This window comes from Flavobacterium flavigenum, from assembly GCF_027111255.2.
Taxonomy (GTDB): Bacteria; Bacteroidota; Bacteroidia; order Flavobacteriales; family Flavobacteriaceae; genus Flavobacterium; species Flavobacterium flavigenum.
This window is the reverse complement of the sequence record NZ_CP114285.2, coordinates 5,066,845-5,088,717: the sequence shown is the minus strand read 5'-3', so window position 1 is coordinate 5,088,717 and position 21,873 is coordinate 5,066,845. Positions and strand designations below refer to the sequence as shown.

Annotated in this window: 23 protein-coding genes; 20 read left to right on the top strand and 3 right to left on the bottom strand. The window is 36.8% G+C overall.

Annotated elements, in window-relative coordinates; genetic code table 11:
- Positions 1–35: 35 nt before the first annotated feature.
- From OZP09_RS21165 to OZP09_RS21150, 4 genes are all read left to right on the top strand, one after another.
- Positions 36–617, top strand: a complete 582-nt coding sequence (locus OZP09_RS21165; RefSeq protein WP_269235606.1) for a hypothetical protein — start codon at positions 36–38, stop codon at positions 615–617.
- A 150-nt stretch (positions 618–767) separates the two neighbouring features.
- A complete protein-coding gene (locus tag OZP09_RS21160; protein ID WP_269235605.1) occupies positions 768–1,805 on the top strand; it encodes a DUF3800 domain-containing protein in 1,038 nt (345 codons plus the stop codon).
- Positions 1,806–1,969: 164 nt separating this feature from the next.
- The gene (locus OZP09_RS21155) at positions 1,970–2,377 is read left to right on the top strand and encodes a hypothetical protein (protein WP_269235604.1); all 408 of its coding nucleotides are present in this window, start codon (positions 1,970–1,972) and stop codon (positions 2,375–2,377) included.
- 17 nt (positions 2,378–2,394) lie between these two features.
- Entirely contained in the window at positions 2,395–2,862 is a 468-nt protein-coding gene (locus OZP09_RS21150; RefSeq protein WP_269235603.1) for a hypothetical protein, read from the top strand.
- A gap of 710 nt (positions 2,863–3,572) precedes the next feature.
- Here OZP09_RS21150 and OZP09_RS21145 read toward each other — a convergent pair.
- Positions 3,573–3,749 carry a histone H1 gene (locus OZP09_RS21145; protein WP_281309959.1) on the bottom strand — a complete coding sequence of 59 codons (177 nt, stop codon included), beginning with the start codon at positions 3,747–3,749 and terminating at the stop codon, positions 3,573–3,575.
- A gap of 106 nt (positions 3,750–3,855) precedes the next feature.
- Complete coding sequence (locus OZP09_RS21140; RefSeq protein WP_281309958.1) at positions 3,856–5,532, bottom strand: AraC family transcriptional regulator; 1,677 nt, start codon at positions 5,530–5,532, stop codon at positions 3,856–3,858.
- 354 nt (positions 5,533–5,886) lie between these two features.
- On the opposite strand from OZP09_RS21140, the gene OZP09_RS21135 reads away from it, so the two are divergent.
- From OZP09_RS21135 to OZP09_RS21125, 3 genes are all read left to right on the top strand, one after another.
- On the top strand, positions 5,887–6,597 hold the full coding sequence (locus OZP09_RS21135; protein WP_281309957.1) for a hypothetical protein: 711 nt from the start codon (positions 5,887–5,889) through the stop codon (positions 6,595–6,597).
- 283 nt (positions 6,598–6,880) lie between these two features.
- Positions 6,881–7,744: a helix-turn-helix domain-containing protein gene (locus tag OZP09_RS21130; protein ID WP_269235599.1), complete on the top strand. Its 864-nt coding sequence runs from the start codon at positions 6,881–6,883 to the stop codon at positions 7,742–7,744.
- 93 nt (positions 7,745–7,837) lie between these two features.
- A complete protein-coding gene (locus tag OZP09_RS21125) occupies positions 7,838–9,046 on the top strand; it encodes a hypothetical protein (protein ID WP_281309956.1) in 1,209 nt (402 codons plus the stop codon).
- A 12-nt stretch (positions 9,047–9,058) separates the two neighbouring features.
- Here OZP09_RS21125 and OZP09_RS21120 read toward each other — a convergent pair whose 3' ends face one another.
- A complete protein-coding gene (locus tag OZP09_RS21120; protein ID WP_281309955.1) occupies positions 9,059–10,927 on the bottom strand; it encodes a P-loop NTPase fold protein in 1,869 nt (622 codons plus the stop codon).
- A 302-nt stretch (positions 10,928–11,229) separates the two neighbouring features.
- On the opposite strand from OZP09_RS21120, the gene OZP09_RS21115 reads away from it, so the two are divergent.
- The 13 genes from OZP09_RS21115 to traN all read left to right on the top strand — a co-directional run bounded on the left by OZP09_RS21115 (position 11,230) and on the right by traN (position 21,872).
- A complete protein-coding gene (locus tag OZP09_RS21115) occupies positions 11,230–11,691 on the top strand; it encodes a hypothetical protein (protein ID WP_269235594.1) in 462 nt (153 codons plus the stop codon).
- Between the two features lie 126 nt (positions 11,692–11,817).
- A complete protein-coding gene (locus tag OZP09_RS21110; protein WP_269237934.1) occupies positions 11,818–12,156 on the top strand; it encodes a DUF4134 domain-containing protein in 339 nt (112 codons plus the stop codon).
- Positions 12,157–12,169: 13 nt separating this feature from the next.
- On the top strand, positions 12,170–12,484 hold the full coding sequence (locus tag OZP09_RS21105; RefSeq protein ID WP_269235593.1) for a DUF4133 domain-containing protein: 315 nt from the start codon (positions 12,170–12,172) through the stop codon (positions 12,482–12,484).
- A gap of 30 nt (positions 12,485–12,514) precedes the next feature.
- Positions 12,515–13,147, top strand: coding sequence for a DNA cytosine methyltransferase (locus tag OZP09_RS21100; RefSeq protein WP_269235592.1), 633 nt, complete (start codon positions 12,515–12,517; stop codon positions 13,145–13,147).
- 16 nt (positions 13,148–13,163) lie between these two features.
- Positions 13,164–15,632 carry a TraG family conjugative transposon ATPase gene (locus OZP09_RS21095; protein ID WP_281309954.1) on the top strand — a complete coding sequence of 823 codons (2,469 nt, stop codon included), beginning with the start codon at positions 13,164–13,166 and terminating at the stop codon, positions 15,630–15,632.
- 12 nt (positions 15,633–15,644) lie between these two features.
- Positions 15,645–16,328, top strand: coding sequence for a conjugal transfer protein TraI (locus tag OZP09_RS21090; RefSeq protein WP_269235591.1), 684 nt, complete (start codon positions 15,645–15,647; stop codon positions 16,326–16,328).
- Positions 16,329–16,344: 16 nt separating this feature from the next.
- Positions 16,345–16,959 carry a hypothetical protein gene (locus OZP09_RS21085; protein ID WP_269235590.1) on the top strand — a complete coding sequence of 205 codons (615 nt, stop codon included), beginning with the start codon at positions 16,345–16,347 and terminating at the stop codon, positions 16,957–16,959.
- A 10-nt stretch (positions 16,960–16,969) separates the two neighbouring features.
- Positions 16,970–17,605, top strand: a complete 636-nt coding sequence (locus tag OZP09_RS21080) for a TerB family tellurite resistance protein (protein WP_269235589.1) — start codon at positions 16,970–16,972, stop codon at positions 17,603–17,605.
- A 4-nt stretch (positions 17,606–17,609) separates the two neighbouring features.
- Entirely contained in the window at positions 17,610–18,815 is a 1,206-nt protein-coding gene (traJ, locus tag OZP09_RS21075) for a conjugative transposon protein TraJ (protein ID WP_269235588.1), read from the top strand.
- Positions 18,816–18,844: 29 nt separating this feature from the next.
- Positions 18,845–19,453, top strand: a complete 609-nt coding sequence (gene traK / locus OZP09_RS21070) for a conjugative transposon protein TraK (RefSeq protein WP_281309953.1) — start codon at positions 18,845–18,847, stop codon at positions 19,451–19,453.
- A gap of 6 nt (positions 19,454–19,459) precedes the next feature.
- The gene (locus tag OZP09_RS21065) at positions 19,460–19,717 is read left to right on the top strand and encodes a hypothetical protein (RefSeq protein ID WP_269235586.1); all 258 of its coding nucleotides are present in this window, start codon (positions 19,460–19,462) and stop codon (positions 19,715–19,717) included.
- A gap of 11 nt (positions 19,718–19,728) precedes the next feature.
- Positions 19,729–21,018: a conjugative transposon protein TraM gene (gene traM / locus OZP09_RS21060; RefSeq protein WP_281309952.1), complete on the top strand. Its 1,290-nt coding sequence runs from the start codon at positions 19,729–19,731 to the stop codon at positions 21,016–21,018.
- Between the two features lie 11 nt (positions 21,019–21,029).
- The gene (gene traN, locus OZP09_RS21055) at positions 21,030–21,872 is read left to right on the top strand and encodes a conjugative transposon protein TraN (RefSeq protein ID WP_281309951.1); all 843 of its coding nucleotides are present in this window, start codon (positions 21,030–21,032) and stop codon (positions 21,870–21,872) included.
- Position 21,873: the final 1 nt, after the last annotated feature.

Sequence of the window (21,873 nt, the reverse complement as noted above, 5' to 3'; positions counted from 1 at the left end):
ATGATAATAGAGCATAATAAATAAAATAATAAATTATGAATCCAATTTTTACTGTATCAAATACAAATAATATTAATGGTTATTGGTATGATGAATTTACAAGTCAATTTGAAAAAATATGTGAAGAACATATAGATACTGACAGAGCAAAAAAGTTTGCATTTATTGTTTACGATTTCCACTCTGAAACACATCAGATCTTACAAGATATTGGCGCATTTGTTGAGTTAGATCGATTATCCGGTAAAAACATTACCATATTCTATCTTGATGGCCAGCGTAACAAAGAAGTTAATACGCAAAATAAATTATATGAAAATATGAATGAAATTTTTCTTTCATTAACAGATCAAAATATTCAAAGAATTCCATTCATAGTTTTCTTTGATTTTATAGATGGTGACATTGAAAACTTTGTTTGTTATTCAGTTAGAGATAACGATAAATTTATTTTAAACGACTTAGTAAAAGCAATTTCGGCTGAATTAAGTACGATAAATAACAAATCAGAAGAAAAGACATCAGTGTTTGGATCATTAATTAAAGAAACTCCCAAGATACTTTACACAGAATTCATAAAGCTGATAGTTAAAGGCATAATTGAAATAAATAAGTAAAGCTCTGGTACTTAATATTACTAAAATGGATTTGAAGAATTATTTTAGAAGTCAATAGTGTCTTATTTGGCAAATCCGGAAAAGCTACCAAAAATTTTCAAAATTACCAGTAATAACTGCAAATTACATCTCAAATTTAAAAATCCAATAATGAAAATATACTGTGACGAATCCGGATATACAGGAGCAGACTTACTTGAGGAGTTTCAACCATACTTTGTATATTCAGGTGTAAAACTTGATGATGAAACCACAAAAGAAATTAAGAACTATATTTATAATAATTACAACATTCAAAATGGAGAAATAAAAGGTAAACTAATTGTCAGTAATAAAAAAGGACAAGAAGTGATAAAACATATTTTTCGAAAGTATAGTAGAATTGCCAGAATAGTTTTCCACGACAAAAAATATGCACTTGCAGGAAAAATTGTTGAATATGGTATTGAACCATATTTGTCGTCCAACTACATTTTTTATAATTCAAAACTAAATGATTTCTTAGCAACAGGATTATACGCTTCTTTTATTACAAAAGACGAGTCAGCAGAAACTTTCTTCGAAGATTTTTTACTTTTGATGCGAGGAAAGAAAACACTTGTAGAAACTAGTTTTCATTCAATTTCGAAAGATAATCCATTACTACAATGGATTATCGAAATTGTAACGCATAACCCAACAATCTTTTTTGAGGAAATTCAGACTTCTACAGGCGAAGCAGAAAGATGGATTTTGGATCTAACCGTGACTTCACTCCTTGGGATACTAACAGATTGGTCCAAGAAAGGAGATAAATTAAATGTAATTTGCGACAATTCAAAAGTTTTTATTGATAATCCTGTCTTCGAAACATTTAATGAAATGGGATTAGTGGGTTCAAGGACAGATTTTTTAGGAATAAAGCTCGGATTCAATCTTGAAGGAGATATAATTAATGCTGACTCAAAAGAAAATGTAGAATTGCAAATTGCAGACCTCTTCTCCTCAACCGTCTTTTACTGTTTAAAGAATCAGGACACCCAATTCAGCAAAGAAATAATGAAAATTGTCTTCAAAAACAGTATTTGTACTCCACATTCTTTTTGTGTAATGCCTAAAATAAAATCACATAAAAAAGAATTTGAAAAGAAAAAAGATTATTATTATTCCCTTATGCAATTGATATATAATGATGTAAAAAGTAAATAAAGACAAAAATTATGCAATTCATTTTTATAGAAATCCGTTTTTATAATAATTTGAACAACTGATAAATTAATCTTATCAGACTAAAAATAAAAAGGTAAAAACCTTTGTCAGAGCTGAAAAACAGGAGCTTTAAATTTCTCTATCTTTGCAACTAAATTAAATTTATGGATATAATAGTTTTACAAGGTTTGCCAAATAGTGGGAAAACCGAGACGATCGGCTTAGCCTACGATATCGTTTTAAATAATGGCGGAATTTCTAGCAATAGAACTCAGGTTGGAAACGACCCAAGAGATTTCGAAGATATTTTAACAAATTACAAAAACAAAACAATCGCATTTTATTCTGCTGGAGACGATTCGACAGCACTATCTAAAGCTATTTGGAAGTATAGCTCGGCAAACTGCGATTTGATGGTTTGCGCTCTAAGCACTGGCACTGCAAAAGTTAGAGCTAATAACGCAATAAATGCACATAATTCCACTAGATTGAATAAAACTATCAGTTCAATTTTGACGCAGTTTCCAGCTGTAAACTCTACAGACGCGCAAACTATATTCACACTAATTTAAAAATTAAACTTAAAAATATGGAAAACCAACTTGACGAACTTGCGAAATATATTGGGAAAGAAATTAAAAAGATTCTCATGGAAAAAGATATCTATAACAATAATATAGATATCGATTTTAAAATTGGAAAATATAGCGTTTTATATGAACGTACAAGTCAATCTGTAAAAAAACTTGAGCCATTTGTTAATCTACCAATAGAATTTTTTGATATCCTTAAAAATTGTGTTTTGGAAATGGAAACTTTATGGAAAGAACATGAAGAAGAAGGCGTTTTTGGACAGGATCGAACATCTGAATATGACATCGAATGCATTATTGATGACACTATTGACCTAAATGGAACTGTGACAGAATTAAGGACTAGGATTGAAACACTTCAGACTTCTATCCAAATGTATGTTAGAAATGAAGAATATGAAGAAGCTGGTAAATTACAAAAAATCATTGAAAATATTCAAAAAAGGATTATCAATGAGGCATAAGTAAAAATTCCTTATTGACAACTTCTTATAATCCTTTTTGACGTGTGGTGCAGCTGTCCTAACGAATAATTGCTTTTTTATCAAGAATATTTTTAGAAAATTTAAATATTTTTTTTGTACACCTTTTACTTATTAGTAATTCAAATCGCTTTACTGTTTTGATAATAGTAATTTTAGTGGTTTGCTAAATAAGTTAAGAGTAATTATAAATTAGGATACTATGAAAATTGAAGATTACAGTATTAAAAAAGAAATAATACGAATAAATATATAACTGAAAAGAAAAAAGAATTTGAAATCATTCTGAAAAATGATCCTGATTCTACTCCTTCAAATTGGCTTTTAACCAAAGAATATATTGATTTTGAAAATTTACCAAAAAAACCAACATTTATTAATTATAGTGACTATGAAATCTAATGGATTAATCTAAAAGAAGTTAAATTTTGATGCCGAAAATACTTTTTAAAAAGCAGATTTTTTCCCAGCCCTGATTGAAGCAAAAATCCTTTTGTACCGGGGTCCGGCATAAAAGATTGTAGCGCAAAACGGGATGGGCTGCCAGATGAAAAACAACTGATGCTACTACAAAATTAAAATATTTTAGGTTATGAATGCTTAACCAGCAGAAACACTATAAAAAAAACATAAAAAAATGGGGCTTAAAAACCCCATTCTCTTCTTTTAAAAGTAAGTAAGACTGCTGAAAATTATTTCTTTGACTCCTCAATAGAAACTTTTCTAAACTCTTTTAACAATTTTTCAATTTCCAATGTTGATTTGCGGGCTCTTGCCCCTGCTGCTTTAACGCCTTTTTCAATTAAAGATTCAGATTCTGCTTTAAATGTTTCGATTTCAGCGTTTATTTTTGCTACTAAATCTTTCATGTTACAATTTTTTTTTATTAAGAGCGCAAAAATAGCCTTTTACTTCAGATTATCAAATCACAAAATAAAAAATGCACGCATCCTAACTGACTGTTCAAAATAGCATCTATATTGAAGTCTTATTGATTTCCTTAATAAAAAATGAGGTGGGGCATCCGGTTTTGGCATGAAAAGCCTGAGCGAATTTCTGTGTGCTGCTAAAACCTGCCTCATCTGCTAATGCTTTATTGGAATACTTTCTTATCTTTTTATTTTCTTTCAGCAAAGCCAGAATGTGGTCTATTTTCAGGTCGCTGATATAGTTTACAAACTTTTTGCCTCTATAGTGCCGGATAATACTGGACAGATATTTTGGGTTGGAATTTAAAATAGCTGCCAGCTTTGCCGCATTGAGATCCTTTAGGAGAAACTTTTTATCGCTTTCAAATTTATCCAGCTTCCTGAGTATCTCTTCCACGGTTTCCTTACTGATATCATCAATGCCTTTTGCCGTATTTCTGTGCTGGATTCCTGGCTCAGGAGAACTCTTTTCATTCATTATTTCCTGCACCTTCAATTTGTACAATTTCTTATTTTTGAAGTGTTTTGCGGCAAAGAAAAGAAGCCCTGAAAAAAGAGTTACTATAATGGTGCCGGAAATAAAGTCACTGTATTTTCTTTGACTGAAAAGATCCTCAATCTTCTTTTTATCCTCTATTAGCTCTTTTGTATCATAGACCTTTCGTATTCTGCTGGAGAGATAAACATATCTGCCACTGAGCACACTGTCTGCTTTCAGCAGTTTTTTAATGTAAAAAAGTTCTCGGCTCAGATTCTGTTTCCCTTTGTAGTATTTGATAAGCAGTTCATAATTCTGCCTGAGATCAGGGCGAATGTAGTTTCTGCTTTCAAAAATCCTGTCCACTTTCATAAAATATGGAATAGCTTTTTCTGTCTTATGCAGATCCCAGTAACTTTTTCCCATGTAGAAATATCCAACAGATTCATTTGCAAAATCTTTGTTTTGAATGATCTCAGGTATTGCTGCATTGATATTTTTGAGCGCGTCTGAATAGTTGTTTTTGAAATACTGATTGATCCCTTCGGAATGCATAAAGTACACTTTCATATCCTCATTGGAGAGTCTGCGGCCCTCTTCCATGCCTTTCTGGTTTATTTCAGAACACAGACCGTAATTGCCGATTTTATTATAACACAAACCAAGCGAATGCAGCGAATTCAGGTATGCCCTTGAATTTTTATCTTTAAAATAATCAATGCATTCATTTAAGAGAGAAACGGCCTCATCATAATATCCCAGATAGTATTTTATAAGCGCAATATTGTATTTAACCTTATGTAAAAGGTACTTGTCATCAGTTTTGGAAATATACTTATCGGCAATGAGATAATTATCAAGAGCATATTTATGCTTTTTCCGAGCGTAATACACAATACCCTTGGAAAGATAAGCCGAGCCTATAAGGGCATTATCGCGTGCTTTTTTCGCTGTATAAATCATGCTGTCAGCATAGGCCAGCTTTAAATTATCTGTCGAATAGTGCAGAAAATTTTTATACCCATTCAGCATTTCTTCCGGATTATTTTCCGCTTTAGCTTTTTTTAAAAAATACTGCAGGTAATAGGCCTGCATCTGCTGGTCATCTTCCGATGCTTCAATACGCTCGAAGAGGTAGTCATAATTTTTTTTCTGAAGAGAATCTGAAATTTTAGAATCTTTTTCCTGCCCGTAAAATTGGTCCGCCATGCAGAGAACTGCGAATATTATATACTTCTTGCTCATAGGTAAAATTAAATAGTAAGCACCATCACGACTTAAAATGCATTTTTATCAGCAAAAAACACATTTAAAAAAATATAATTCAACTTTTTTCAAAAAACACCTTCAAATATAAAGCAATTACTTGATAATTAACACTTTTAACCGATAAAAAGGGGTATGGATTTTCGGAAAATCCATACCCTAAATACGGAAAATCCATACACGATGTTTTGCAGGAGTAATTTTCGACCTATAGATTTGTCCTGAATTCAAAAGCAAAAAACATCTGGTACCGCACCGGATTAAAGTTCTGCTGACCCGGGTAAAATGAACTGGCTGGATAAAAACAGTCTTTACATTTAACACAAACAAATCATGAAAAAAATTTTAATCAGCATGCTGGCAGTAACAGCTGTTTCATGCACCAATGACTCCCTTAATGAAAATTCCGCTGCCACGCTGAAAACGACTGATGCGTCTTCAAAAAAAACTGCAGAGCTGCATCCTGAAAATACAGCTAATGCTTATGACATTGCAGGAAAAATTCACAATGAGATACTGGATGCCTATCTTTCCTTTAATTTTTCGGACAGTACAATTAATTCTGTAAGCACTAAAATTGATTCCATTTCATTTCTGAACGGCGAACTTGAGAACCTGCCGCCTCATATACCAGCTAATCTGCAGGAAATCCAGCAAATCGCAGATTCGCCTCAGCTGCAGCTTGAGCAGATTATTGCAAATTCTCCGATGTCAAACATCTCAAAAAATTGTTTATCAGCATTTATGGCTTCAGTTCCAACGCTGCAGAACAGTGACTATCAGGATATTCATCAGTCCATCATTTCTTTCGAAGCTTCCGTTACAAGTAATCAGCAGTTTACCTCTGAAGAAAAACGAATAATACTTACATCGTCAGCTATTACCAGGCATTCGCTCTATTATGCAAAAGAACGCAAAGATAAAGACTGGGAAACATCTGTGGGAAACAGAGCAGGCGCTGTCCAGGGCGCATTATGCAATGCAGCCACTGCAGTCAGCTGCTCATTAAAAGCGGGCATAATTTCAAAAAAAAATAACGAATAAAAATATGGAGTGGATTTTACTTTTTGAAAAACAGATCGTTTACAGTTATTATGTTTTTCTGATCCTATTCAATTTAACAGCTATATACTTTATCTTATCAATCCTTTTTAATTATCATCCAGCATATCTCTCACTTGGAGAAATGGTTAAAATTGATGCAGCCAGGAAATTAGTCTATCTGCTGTTTATTAATGGTATGTCAAATATGCTGTTTATCTGTGTTTCGCTTATAGCAAAACTATACAGCTAGGAATATTAGGATGTTAATTTTAAAAAAATTGCTTTGACGTTTAGAAAATCAAAATATAAAACTGCGGGAATCCAATTATGCGTTTTTGAAAATTTACTTTCCAAACACATTGCAGCGCATCTAATACCGCAGGAATATTCCACTGTGCTGATTATAAATACAGGTGCTGCTGTAATAAGCATTAACAGCAGAAAAGTGCATTTATTCATCAATGAACTGATAGTGATACCAAAAAGATCAGACTGCGAAATTCTACTTATGAGCAGAGGTTTATGCATATCAACTTTATCTTTCACCTCAGAATTTGCATTTGACAACAGTATCAGATGGCCGCATATTGGGTATTTCAATTTTTTCACCGCCCAATATGCGTCTAAAATATTCCTGAAGAAAAAAGATCTTAAAAACCTGATGTATTTATTAGCCTTAGTGAATTACAATCTAAAAATCTCAAATTCCCGTGTTTTTAAAAAAGAATTAATTCTACTGAGCTTTAATCTTTTTCTTTATGAACTTGCCGGCCATTATTACAGAAGTTCCTGGAATGAAAAGGTAAAATATTCCAGTGCAGAAAAAATTGCACTCCAATTTTTCAGATTATTAGAAATACACTGCAGAAAACAGCACAGTGTTAAGTTCTACGCGGATGCCCTGAATATATCCTCTGGGCATCTTACTAAAACAATCAAACAGATTACAGAAATAACCGCTAAGCAGTGCATTGAAAATGCACTAATCCTCGAAGCTAAAATTTTACTTCAAAATAATGATTTAACAATCCTTAGTATCTCTGAAGCACTACTATTTGCAAACACTTCTTTCTTTAGTAATTTTTTTAAAAGACATACTTCAATGTCCCCTTCGGAATATCGTTTAAAATTACATTCAACAAACTGACCTGGCTGGACTAGGATTGAAATGTTCTGCATGAATTGAAATTAAATACTCTTGATCTCGAATTGAGAGATGTATTTACTAAAAAATGAAGACATGACCCAGACCTATCTTTTAGAATGGCTCGATGCTACGGTAACTCTTAATCTAAATCCCAGAAAAAATAATTTCAAGGAACTTACTGCGCAACAGTCCAGAGTAATTATTGCCACTGCGGCAGAGCAAACCCAAATTATTCAGGCACAGATGACCATTCAGGTCTTCGCACTAACTAAAGAAAAGCAGATAAAAGTCCTTATAGGAAACTATCACAGCTCACTGATTAATCTCTGGGACAATCTGATGCTTATAGAAAATACAGCAGAATTTCAGCAGAGCAGCTATCAAAAAGTGATCAGCACCTTATTTTCTTGTTTAGATGAACTTTTGAATTTTATGGAATCCCGCTTTGCTCATTTTTTAAGCCTGGATGCAAGAATGCCTGAACTGTATGCAGCATCCTTAAAGAAAAAATTAAAGAAAAAGATCGACGTTTTATCCAGCAGACCCGTATTTCATTCCTTTAATAAAACAGCTTCAGAAATTGTTTTCGCCGAACTGTACCGGTTTGTTAATTCGCCGAAAAATAAAAAAATCACATTCCGTGAGATCTTGTATAAAAAAGATCTAATCAAAGAACTGGAAAATTTAAAGTTAAAACATAATGAAAACACCATTTACAGTGATTTAAGCGAAGTTTTAATACAAATGAATTTTAACAGTCCGCTCTACATTAACTATTTTACAAAACTAATATCAGAGAAAATAAATGAGTTTTATAATTTAACTGAAAAAAGAGAAAATCTGCTGCTCTTTTTCAAAGAATTAAATCAGATCTACACTAATAATAATGTTATTTTATACAAAAATTATCCAGACCTGAAAATAGTAATGCATCAATGGTTCGAACAGGAATTAATTTTTCTGGAAAAAAAACAGGAGCTGCTTTCTGATTCCACTGCCGCTATTCCAAAAGATCAAAACAAGGCATTACCAGCACCCGAAAAGACTGGCGACAAAATCTTATGCCAGCTGTCCGCTGACCAGACTGCCCTAATTCTTAGGGCTTCGCAAGAATTAAAAGTTTTGGTTTCTAAATCGATGAATCATATGTTCAAAATGATAGTTCCTTTTCTCTCTACTGCAAACAAAAGCACGCTTTCTTATGATTCCATGAGAAGTAAAGCTTATTCGATAGAAGAGCGCGACAAAGAAATCGCCATAGAAACTCTGCAGAAAATCATTAAAAAGATTAAAGAGTACTAACTATAAATCTCATCAATTTTCTTCCCTTATTCTCGTTACGGCCTCCTTAAGCACATCAGAAAATTCATTATACAAAAATAGAGAGATTCCTTTTGCGGATAAAGACCTGGCTTTTTTATCCGCTTTTGATAATAATTCTTCTAAAAAACTTATTTCAGGCTTCAAAACAGAAGAAGGATATACCGGATATCTCTCTTTAAGCATATTGATAATTTTCCATTTTACATCACCGTTTGATTTTAGGAAGAAATTGTAAAATTCGCGCACATTAAATGTTTTGAGAACTGCTTCCCGAGATATTGGAACATTTTTGTCCGACATCTGTGAATAAAACTTCTCAAAATCTTTCTTATACAAGTTTTCTACTTCTTTAAACTTCCTATTATCTAAAGCTATACCTAATTTTTCGTTAATTACTACTGCAGCATTCCTTATATTAATTAAATGTGTTTTATGAGGAGAGGAACTATCAACTGCCAGATTATAAGAAAGGGACGGCGCATAAGAAAAACTGTGCGCACCTTTTTTTAAACCTTTTATTATTCCAGATTCCAGACTATCAAAATCCAGGTTTAAAGGATTATTAAAACGTACCGAAAAAGAAAAAATCACAAGGCATTCTTCAAGACTGTAGTCCCCTTTTTTGGCATAATCCAGCATTTGTTTAGTGTAGAATTTGTAATCACTGTCGTTAAGAACAAAAACTTTAGGATAATTTAATTTACTTAACACATCATAGGCAGGCGAAATATCATTATCGTGGACATGAAGATACGTTTTAAGTTCAAAAATCAGACCGTCGGGATTAAATACAGTGCCACCAGTTAAAAAATCGTAAATCGAAGGAAAAAAAACATACAAATCATTTTTATAAATTTTATCCATAACTTTCTCAACCTTATCTCTCCTGTCTTTTCCTTTATTACCGTCTGAATCCGCATTATTCCAATACTGATCGCTGCGTTTAATAAAAAATACTTCTTCGATCTTATCTCTTTTTTTAAAACTTATTTCGCCCATCTTGTACAATAATCCGGTAAATATTGCAAACTTGATCAGCCGAGGCATAATCTCTTTTTCGTGTTTCCTAAGAATATCAGCCGAAGAAAGCTGGTTTTCATAACTGGAAAAAATTGTTTGAAAATAGGTTAGTATAAAAATTAAAACCCGCAGATTATTTGACTGTTTACAAAATGTTTCTATGATAAATTTTTTGTGCTCTTCCAGAAATTTTAAGTATTTCGGGAATCCAGAAAATTTATCCTTAATCAAGCTGTCAAAAGCTGAACTGATATCCTGAATAAACTCAATACTGTTTCCAACTATTTTTTCTTTCAGCGTAAAATAATTCTTAGGCACTATTTTATCTTCATTTGCTAATATTATAACCTTTATACTCTCAGTCTCAACCAGAGAATTTATGAAGCCTATCAATTCATCAATACTTAGTTTTCCGCTTAATCTTTCAAAATCATCAAAACAGACTACAATTTCATTAAAATTAATCCAGTCATTTTTATTGGTTTCAACATCTGAAAAAATCTTACCATACTCATCTAAACCATGAAGTTTCAGAACTCCCTTTATCAGGGCCTTACCTATACTGGCTCCCAGCTTTACGGATTTGTTTTTTAAAAGGGGATAAATTGACAAAAATATTTCTGTCTGAATTTCTTCTATTGTAGACAATCCAAATAATGAAATAATTACTGGTTTGTATTTTTTTGCTGCATTTGCAAATGTTGGTATCTGCTCAATTTTTTGTGCAAGTGTATTTCTAAAATAATAAGTCTTTCCAATTCCCCAGTCCCCTGTAATCATTACGGCATAATTTGAATCATGGGTCAAATAAAAGTCAATTATATCATTTAGCTGTTTCATATCCTTTTTAAAAATTAATTATTATGAAATTATGATTACTATCTAAATTCTTTAATGAAAGCGAAGTTATGGAAAAGCCTTTATAAGTACGAGTCTTTACTGAATTGGAAAACTTTATTTTTTTTTCATTTTTTTTCTCCTGCTTTTACTGGGGGTACAATGAGGTACAGCACGGGTCCAGCAAAAAGCTGGACTTGTAAGATCTTCATCGCTATTGTTCCTTTGACCCGTAGAATAAATCATATCAAATTTGATACTGATTTACATAGGGAATAAAATGTTGAACGATAAAATGGAAAACTATGTTTACAAATGTTTCATGGAGCAGCTATCTAGCTTTCATAGGTATACTGATAATAATCTGGTATATATTTATAGCACTTAAATTTTACAGCGGAGATTTACAAAAAATCTTCTCAGGGGAAAAGAAACTAAAACTCCCCTCTTTCAAAAACAATATTCAAAATACAAGGGAAGCAAAATCCATTTCGGATTCCTTCTCAGAATCATTTGACACTTTAGATGATGCAGAACAGCTTTCATCCCGCATACAGCAGGCTGCAGCTGAAAGTGCTGAAAAGAACCTATCAAAAGAACAGTTTCAAAACTACCTAAGAATGCTTCTCGAAGAATATCCCTATGTAAAGATTTCTTCACTTAGAGAAAGCATCAATAAACTGATTGTTTCCGAATCTGAAAAATACCCTGCTCTGCATTTGACTTTAAGCGAGGCAGACAGTCTCTGGGAAGGGACAGTATTCTAAAATCCAGCAGAGGAATTACCCCCGTTCTCTCTGGTGCGGTATGGCTTTATGTGACAAGGAAATAGAGCTGTAACGGCGGTATTCCTCTGCTTTTAAATAACGAAATAACTTTAAAAATGATGTATGATGGAAAAATGTAGCTGGAAATTAAAGTGTTTTTGGAAAAAGAATAAAGTGCAGGCCACTTCAATTCTTTTATTGCTGCTGATTAATGGCACGGGATACGCACAAGACGGTGTGGCGGGAATCAATGAAGCCAACCAAAAAGTGAGAAGTTATTTTGATGCAGGCACCGAGCTTATGTATGCGGTAGGTGCCATACTCGGCCTTATCGGCGCTGTCAAGGTATATCAAAAGTGGAATGCTGGGGATCCTGATACAGGAAAGGTTGCTGCTGCCTGGTTTGGAAGCTGTGTCTTTTTAGTTGTGGTGGCTACGGTAATTAAATCTTTTTTCGGCGTTTAGCCGATGATAAGCCATGGCCAATAGTATTTACCCGATCAACAAGGGAATCAACAAAAGCATAGAATTCAAAGGACTGAAGGCGCAGTATATCTGGTATCTGGGTGGAGGCGCAGTTGCACTTATGATTGTCTTTGCCGTCCTGTATATAATCGGCGTGCCTTCACTGTTATGCGTTGGTCTTATAGGCGCATCAGGCGGTTTTCTTGTCTTCAAGATTTACAGGATGAGCAATAAGTATGGTGAGCACGGCATGATGAAAGCACTGGCTGCAAAACAGATTCCAAAATGCATTAAGGCATACAGCAGGGCTGTATTTACAAAGTTATAGCCATGGAACGTTAAATCAGAATGATGATGTATGAAAGTCTTAAACTTATATGCCGGAATTGGAGGCAACAGGAAAAACTGGACAGATGTATCAGTGACGGCTGTTGAGCTGGATCCTTTGCTGGCTTCCATATATGCACAGCGATTTCCAGATGACAATGTAATAGCTGCCGATGCGCATCAGTATCTTTTAGATCATTTTCGCGAATTTGATTTTATCTGGTCTTCTCCGCCCTGCCAGTCGCACTCCTCTTTCAGGCAGAATATCTGCGTGAGATTCAGAGGCACTGCCCCAGTCTACCCTGATATGAGGCTTTATCAGGAAATACTGTTTCTAAAACATAATGCCTCATGCTGCTGGGCTGTTGAAAATGTCAAGCCGTATTATAAACCTCTGATTGAACCCGATGCGGTACTACATCGCCATTTGTTCTGGTCAAATTTTAAAATACCTGCACTTGAGACGCTATCAGAGATAAAGATCAGGCATGCACAGATTCCTGATCTTGAAAAAGCTCTAGGATTCAGCCTGAAGGAATTCAAAATCAAGAATAAAAGGCAGATTCTCCGCAACTGCGTGAATCCAAAGCTTGGACTGCATATTCTGGAAACGGCGAAAGGAAGCATATGCCCGCAGCAGTATTGCCAAGGGGTTAAACAATAAGTAAAATACGTTAAAGATGAAAAAGGAGATGGAGGAAATACTGCCGATAATGGCAGTGGAACATAATTGCATTTTATCAAAACAGGGAGATGCAACAATAGTTTTTAAAGCAGAGCTTCCGGAGATTTTTACATTATCCGATCAGGATTATGAAGCTTTTCACCAATCATGGATTAAGGCCATTAAAGTTCTTCCAAAGTTCTGTGTATTTCATAAACAGGACTGGTTTTTAGAAAGTGCCTATAAAGCTGATTTCTCGGGAGATGACAGCAGTTTTTTGACCAGAAGCAGCGAGCGTTTTTTCAACGAGAGACCTTTCTTAGAGCATTCCTGCTATATCATGCTGACCAAGAAACCGCAGGGAAGAAAGAATTCAAGCTCCCTTTTCTCTAATCTGCTCAGAAGCTCCATTGTTCCCGAAGATGTTCTAAATCAGCAGATTCTTGAGGACTTCATAGATAACTGCGGACAGTTTAAGAGAATTATGGAAGACGGCGGGTTTGTTAAGCTTGCCCGTCTGAAAAATGAGGCGCTTAAAAGCGAAAGCAGAAAAATTGGCCTGATCGAAAAATACTGTTTCTTATCTGAAAGGGAGGATTCATTTGTTTTTAATGATATCAAATTTGATGAAGGTTTATCAGTCGGCGACAAGCACTGCCAGCTTTTCACTCTGGGAGATGCGGCTGATCTGCCGGCGTTATGCGGATCCAGAATTAACTTTGACCGTTATTCGACGGATAAAACCAAGTTCAGTGTCGGCTTTGCCTCCACGCTCGGCCAGCTCTTATCCTGCAGCCACATTTATAATCAGTACCTGTTTATTGAAGATGCCCAGAAAACAATCCAAAAGCTGGAAAGCAAAAGATTAAGGCTTCAGTCTTTATCAGCCTACAGCAGGGAAAATATGATCGCAAGGGATGCAGCGAATGACTTTTTAAATGAAGCTGTTTCCCAGCAGAGACTACCCGTTAAGGCCCATTTTAATGTCTTATGCTGGAGCACCAATAAAGAAGAGCTTAAGGATATTAAAAACAAAGTATCCTCTGCCCTTGCCCAGATGGATGCGGCGGCTAAGCAGGAAACTGTCGGTGCGCCGCAGATTTACTGGGCGGGAATCCCGGGAAATGAAGCTGACTTTCCCATGAATGACACTTTTGATACCTTCACTGAACAGGCAATCTGCTTTCTGAATATGGAAACCGGCTATAGATCATCGCTCAGTCCCTGCGGCATAAGACTCGGCGACCGTCTGACGGGAAAACCGGTTCACGTGGATATCAGCGATGAGCCCGTAAAAATGGGAATATGCACCAACAGAAACAAATTCATTCTGGGGCCTTCGGGAAGCGGCAAGTCATTTTTTACCAATCACATGGTGAGAAGCTATTATGAACAGGGAACACATATTGTACTGGTGGATGTCGGACACAGCTACAAGGGGCTCTGCGATATGGTCAACGGATACTACTTTACTTATGATGAAAAGAATCCTATCCGTTTTAATCCTTTTTATATATCAGAGGGTGACAGTCTGGATACTGAGAAAAAAGAAAGCATTAAAACCCTGCTGCTGGCACTCTGGAAAAAAGATGATGAAACTTTTAACCGAAGCGAATATGTGGCGCTTTCCAATGCACTTCAGCTGTATTACGAAAAGATGGAATCTAATGCTGCCATCTTTCCATGTTTTAACAGCTTTTATGAGTTTCTAAAAGATGATTTTGTTTCCATTCTGGAAAGCGACAAAGTAAAAGAAAAAGACTTTGATGTAAACAATTTTCTGTACGTGCTTCGTCCTTACTATAAAGGAGGCGAGTTTGACTATCTGTTGAATGCAACCGAAAATCTAAACTTTCTAAAGGAGAGATTTATAGTATTTGAACTTGACAATATCAAGGACCATCCGATTCTTTTTCCAGTGGTAACCATAATCATCATGGAAGTCTTTATCAACAAGATGCGCAAGCTGAAAGGCATCCGAAAAATGATTTTAATTGAAGAGGCCTGGAAAGCTATTGCCAAGGAAGGGATGGCGGAATATTTACGGTATTTATTTAAGACCGTTCGTAAATTCTTTGGAGAAGCCATAGTAGTCACCCAGGAGGTTGAAGATATTATTTCCTCACCTGTGGTGAAACATGCCATTATCAACAACAGTGACTGCAAGATCCTTCTGGACCAGAGCAAGTACCAGAATAAATTTGACCAGATACAAGAACTTCTCGGCCTTACCGACAAAGAAAAAGCACTGGTGCTGTCGGTAAATAAAGCCAATGATCCCGCAAAGAAATACAAGGAGGTTTTTATCTCTCTGGGAGGAATGCTTTCAAAGGTTTACAGGACAGAGGTGTCGCTGGAGGAATATCTTGCCTACACAACCGAGGAAAGCGAGAAAGTGAAAATGAATGCCTTCGCTCAAAAGTTCGGCGGCGACATCAAAAAGGGAATTGCCGCTATGGCTCAGGAAATGCGAAATGGAAATTAATGAAAAGGAAATATGAAAACAAAAATCACGGCCTGTCTGATCTGCCTGCTGCTTATCGGCACTCCGGCCAGACCTGCTGAAAAAACTGCGGCACTGCCCATTCTTGAAATAGTAAAAGCGGTAACCAAAAAAGTAATTAAGGCAATCGATCTGCGGATCCAGAAACTGCAGAATAAAACGATATGGCTTCAGAACGCGCAGAAGCAGGTCGAAAATGTCCTCTCTAAATTAAAACTGGACGAAATCTCAGACTGGACGCAGAAACAGGAAGATCTCTATAAAGGATATTATGAAGAGCTGGCGAAGGTAAAATCCATTATCACCTATTACCAGAGGATAAAGGAAATTACAAAAAAACAGACAAGGCTCGTCGAAGAATATGAAAGAGCGTGGAATCTTTTTAAAAGAGACACTCATTTTAAAGAAAGTGAGATTACTTACATGGAGCGTGTCTACACCGGAATACTGGAGGAAAGCGTAAAGAATATTGACCAGATCTTTTTGATCTTGGAATCCTTCACAACCCAGATGAGCGATCTGAAAAGACTTGAAATTATCAATAAAGCCGCTGACCAGATTGATTCCAACTACGATGACCTTACCCTGTTTAACCAGCAGAACATACTGCTGAGCCTGCAGCGAGCCAAAACAGAAGCAGATGTAAATAGAGTAAAACAATTTTACGGAATTCCATAATTTAAAAACAATCATCATGAAAAAACTGTTTTTTATACTCTCGATGCTTATCATTTTCCCTCTGGGAATGCAGGCTCAGGCAAAGCAGAGAAAAGAACTCCTGCTTCAGATTGCCGCGCTTCAGGTGTATATAGACTATGCTAAAAAAGGATATTCCGCTGTTTCGAAGGGACTCAATTTTATCGGTGATGCCAAAAAAGGCGAAGTAAATCTGCATGGCGATTATTTTACATCGCTTTTGAAAATAAATCCAAAAGTCAGAAACTATTATAAGACCGCTGAAATTATTTCATTGCAGTTTAAAATAATGAAAATCTGTAAAAGGACTTTAGCTGATTTAAAAACAGCAGACTTATTTCATGGCAGCGAGCTGGATTATATTGAGCGTTCGTTTGAAAGACTGCTGCAGAACTGCGGCGACACACTGGAACAGCTTCTGGCAGTCACTACCGATGCCAGCCTAGAGCTTAAAGACGACCAGAGAATTGAACGTATTGACGCGCTGCATGAAACAATGCTGGAGGATTACAATTTCTGCATTTCTTTCAGCAGTGATGCAAGAATGCTGTCTGTATCCAAGGCAGCAGAAAAAAAGGACTCTAAAAATACAAGCGCTGTTTACGGATTATAAATTAAAAATAATGAAAAAGATATTGATTTTAGGACTGCTTATCTGCCTGCCTATGATGCCAGGGAAAGTCCGAGCCCAGTCAGCAGAAATACAGCAGCTGATCCTCAACATTGAAAAACTATCGCAGTTCAAAAAGATCCTCAGTGATATGAAAAAGGGCTATGAACTGCTCTCTGGAGGATACCAGACCGTTAAGGATATGTCGCAGGGAAACTTCAGTCTTCACAAAACTTTTTTAGACGCCCTGATGCAGGTCAGCCCGATGGTCAAAAATTACAAAAAAGTCACAGACATTATCAATTATCAGATCCTGCTGGTAAAAGAAAGCAGGAACGGACTGAGCAGATTCTCAAAAAGCGGGAACTTCAATGAAAAGGAGCTGAAGTACTTTGAATCCGTTTACGGCAATCTTCTGAACCTGAGCCTTCGCAATCTTGATGAGCTTACTATGGTGGTTACAGCAGACAAGCTGAGAATGTCAGATGATGAAAGACTTGAAGCGGTTGATACTATTTTTCTTGAGATGCAGGATAAACTCGTGTTTCTGCGGGATTTTAATGCTACTTCTAACATACTGCTGCTGCAGCGGGCAAAAGAAAAAAATGATGTGCTTGCTTCTAAAAGCCTTCAGCAATTAAAAAATTAAGGATATGAAACTTTCATTAAAAAACAAAAGCAGCATTCCTTTTATAGTTCTGTTCCTGCTGCCTCTTTTGACAAAAGCTCAGGGATTAGGCGATGATATGCAGAGCCTTCATTCCGTTTTAGATCAGCTTTACGATGAAATGATGCCTTTGTGCAGCAATCTTCTAGCGGTCGGGCAGGGAATCGCAGGATTCGGCACAATCTGGTATATCGCCTCCAGGGTGTGGAGGCACATAGCAAGCGCCGAACCGATTGATTTCTATCCGCTGTTCCGTCCCTTTGTAATCGGATTCTGCATCATGATTTTCCCGTCTGTTCTTGCTCTTATCAACGGGGTTATGAAGCCTACAGTTACGGCCACTGCCGCTATGGTCACAGGCTCCAACAATGCAGTTGCAGTATTATTAAAAGAAAAAGAAAAGGCAGTTAAAGAAACAGATCCCTGGAAAATGTATGTTGGTGCGGCGGGCGCCGGAGACAGAGATAAATGGTATAAATACACCCATGACGGAGCCGACCCATCAGATGAGAGCATGCTGGCTGGAATTGGTAATGACATTAAATTTGCAATGGAAAAGGCTTCCTACAGTTTTAGAAACTCAGTCAAGGAATGGATGAGCGAGGTACTGAGAGTTTTCTTCGAGGCCGCGGCCTTATGCATTGATACTCTTAGAACATTTCAGCTGGTAGTCCTCTCCATACTGGGACCGCTGGTTTTCGGAATAGCGGTCTTTGACGGATTCCAGCATACCCTTACGGTGTGGCTGGCCAGATATATCAATATTTATCTGTGGCTGCCGGTTGCCAATATATTCGGCAGCATTATAGGCAAGATTCAGGAACTTATGCTCAAACTGGATCTTTCCCAAGTGCAGGCTACCGGAGATACCTTTTTCAGCAGGACCGATATGTCTTACCTGATTTTTATGATTATCGGCATTATAGGATATTTCACTGTGCCCTCGGTTGCCAATTACATAGTCCATGCGGGAGGCGGTGGGGCTCTGGCCCAGAAAACCACAACCCTATTCAGCACCTCAGCAAGTTCAGCGGTTTCCAAGACATCACAGGGAACCGCAATGGTTCTGGATTCAATGGGAAATGCCGCTGGAAGGATGTCGCAGAGCATGTCTGCCTCCTCCTCCTCTGCTCCTTATTTTGAGGAGAAAGGAAATTATATGAGCGACAGACTCAAAGGAAATTCAAAATAAACTAAAATGATTAGCCCATGTTCACCAAAATGAAAAATATAGACACTGCATTTAAATATGTCAGAGGATTTACGATGCTTGTTATTATATGCTGCGCTGTAATCTGCTGCTACACTGTAAGCAGAAGTTTTCAGACTGTAAGCCGCATGCAGGATAAGATATACATCCTGGCGGCAGGAAAAGCTCTGGAAGCCTATGCGTCGGACAGGAAGGATAATGTGCCTGTTGAAGCGAAGGATCATATTAAAACTTTTCACCAGTTTTTCTTTACCCTTGACCCGGATGATAAGGTCATTAAAACCAATGTCACTAAAGCGCTATATCTGGCGGACGAAAGCGCTAAAAGAATTTATGATGACCTGAAAGAAAACGGCTTTTATTCCGGGATTATTTCGGGAAATATAAGCCAGACAATCCAGATTGACAGTGTAACTGTTGATACAAGGGACTATCCCTACCGCTTTAAATGTTTCTCTCGGCAGAACATTATCAGAACCACCAGCATTTTAAAAAGAAGCCTGATTACCGAAGGAAGCCTGCGCAATGTATCAAGAAGCGACAACAATCCGCACGGTTTTTTAATCGAACGTTTCAATACGATTGAAAACCGGGATTTAACTGTTGAAAACCGAAAATGACAGGTCATGAAATCACTGTTCAAAAAACGGGAAATTCCCTTTGAGTACAATAAGCACTATCTCTCAGCACAGAAGAAATGGGCTGAAAAAATGAGCAGTCTGGCGGAAGGGTGTTCAAAGAAAAAGCTCATTTTTCTTCTCGGCTTATTTGTTCTCCTGTCAGCAGGCTACCTACTTTATAACCTCTATAATGCCTTTTCAGGAAAGGAAGCCCAGCAGGTAAAAATTTCAGGGCAGACTGTAAAAATTAAAATAATCGATTAAAAAATAAAGACATGGAACAAAAGACGATATCAATTAAAGAAGCAAAAAAACGAAAAATGCTTCTGGCTCTGCCAGTCATAACACTTCCTTTTATCACCATTCTTTTTTACACCCTTGGAGGAGGAAAAATGGAAGCCGCAGCGGCTGGAAATGAAATAAAGAAAGGATTTAATTTTAAACTGCCGATTCCAAATTTCAAAGAAGATTCTTCTTTGGATAAAATGAGCTACTATGACCAGGCAGCTGTAGATTCCATCAAACTGCAGGAGCAGATTAAAAAAGATCCGAACTATTCCAATCAAAAAGTTCTTGAAGAATCTTTAAAGGAGTTCCCGGAACTGGATTTTGCCTCCCAGAGTTTTTCAAAAAAAGGAAGCGGCTTGAATGCAGTGGCCCCGCAGGACAGAAACGAGCAGAAAATCTACGAAAAGCTGCAGCTGCTCCAGAAAACCATCAGCCAGCCTGCACCGGTTAAAAATTACGGCCAGGATATGAGGGAGTTTGAAAACTATGGCTCATCAAATGAAGTATCCGCCCAGATTAAGAACTTGGAACAGATGATGTCCGCAATGGGCGAAACTCAGCCGGACCCGGAACTGCAGCAGCTCGGAGGCATGCTCGAAAATATTCTGGATATCCAGCATCCTTCAAGAGTGCAGGAACGTTTAAAGCAGAATTCCGAACAAAAAAAAGGAAAAGTTTATTCCGCAGTCCCTAAAAAAACGGCGGACAATATTACTTCTCTCCAAGAAAATGAAATACCTGCCGAGCCCTTTAAATTGAACGCTTTTTTCACGGCAGATGAGGATTTAAATCCCGATCATCAGCAGAATGCACTTGAAGCTGCCGTGCACGAAACACAGACCATTGTAAATGGATCAGTAATTAAACTAAGGCTCACTGCCGATATTACGCTTCAGGGAAGAACAATACCGAAAAACACTTTTTTATACGGCATGGCGGCATTGAAAGGTGAAAGGCTTGAAATAAAGATAGAAAACCTCCAGCATCATGGTTCCATTTTCCCGGTGCAGCTCTCGGTCTTTGATATGGACGGTATTGAGGGCATATATATTCCGGGTGCCATTAACAGGGATGTGGCCAAAGCATCTGCCGACCGATCGATTCAGACACTCGGACTTACCGGTGTTACCGATTCATGGGGAGCGCAGGCTGCGGGAATGGGCATTGAGGCGGCCAAAAGTCTTATAAGCAAAAAGGTAAAACTTATAAAAGTTGTGGTAAAAGCAGGATACAAGGTGCTGTTATATGATGAAAAACAAAAGGATTTAAAACCATAAAATAGAATAAGATGAAAAGAATTAATTATTTGTTTTTAATGAGTCTGCTTCTGGTTTCTGTTTGGGCTCATCCCCAGCTAAAGAGCAGGGAAACTGTTTTTTATGAAGACCACTATAAAAATCTTCAGATCGGCTATTCGAAGACTACCAGCATCGTTTTTCCCTACCCGATTAAAAGCATCGATAAAGGCAGTGCAGATGTTCTGGTGCAGAAAGCCAAAGGGGTCGAGAATATTCTGCTTGTAAAAGCGGCGAGACAATATTTTTTCCAGACTAACCTGACAGTGGTCACCTCTGATGCAAAATTGTATGTATTTGTACTGAACTACAATGAAGACTGCCCTGATCTAAATATAAATGCAGAAAATGCTTTAGCTGCAAGTAAGGAAGTGCTATTTACCCTGGTAAACGAAAATCAGAAAAAAATAGAACAGTCTGCTTCACTGGCATTATCAAAAAAAATAAAGACCAGCGGGTTAAAAAAAACTAAGTTTCAGATAAAACTGCAGGTCAATGGCATTTTTATACATGAGGATGTGCTGTATCTGCGCGTAGTAATTGAGAATAAATCCAAAATCAGCTACGATATTGACCAGCTGCGTTTTTTCATAAGAGACCAGCGAAAATCAAAACGAACTGCTTCGCAGGAAATTGAGATTCAGCCGCTGTATCCAACTTCATCATCTTTGGTGATTCCTGATAAGTCTGAAGCAGTAAAAGTTTTTGCACTGGAGAAATTTACCATTCCAGACAATAAGCTTTTAACGCTCCAGCTGCTGGAAAAAAATGGCGGAAGGCATTTGGAAGTCAACGTTAAAAAAAATCTGGCCGATAAAGTAATCCCGCTGCCATAAT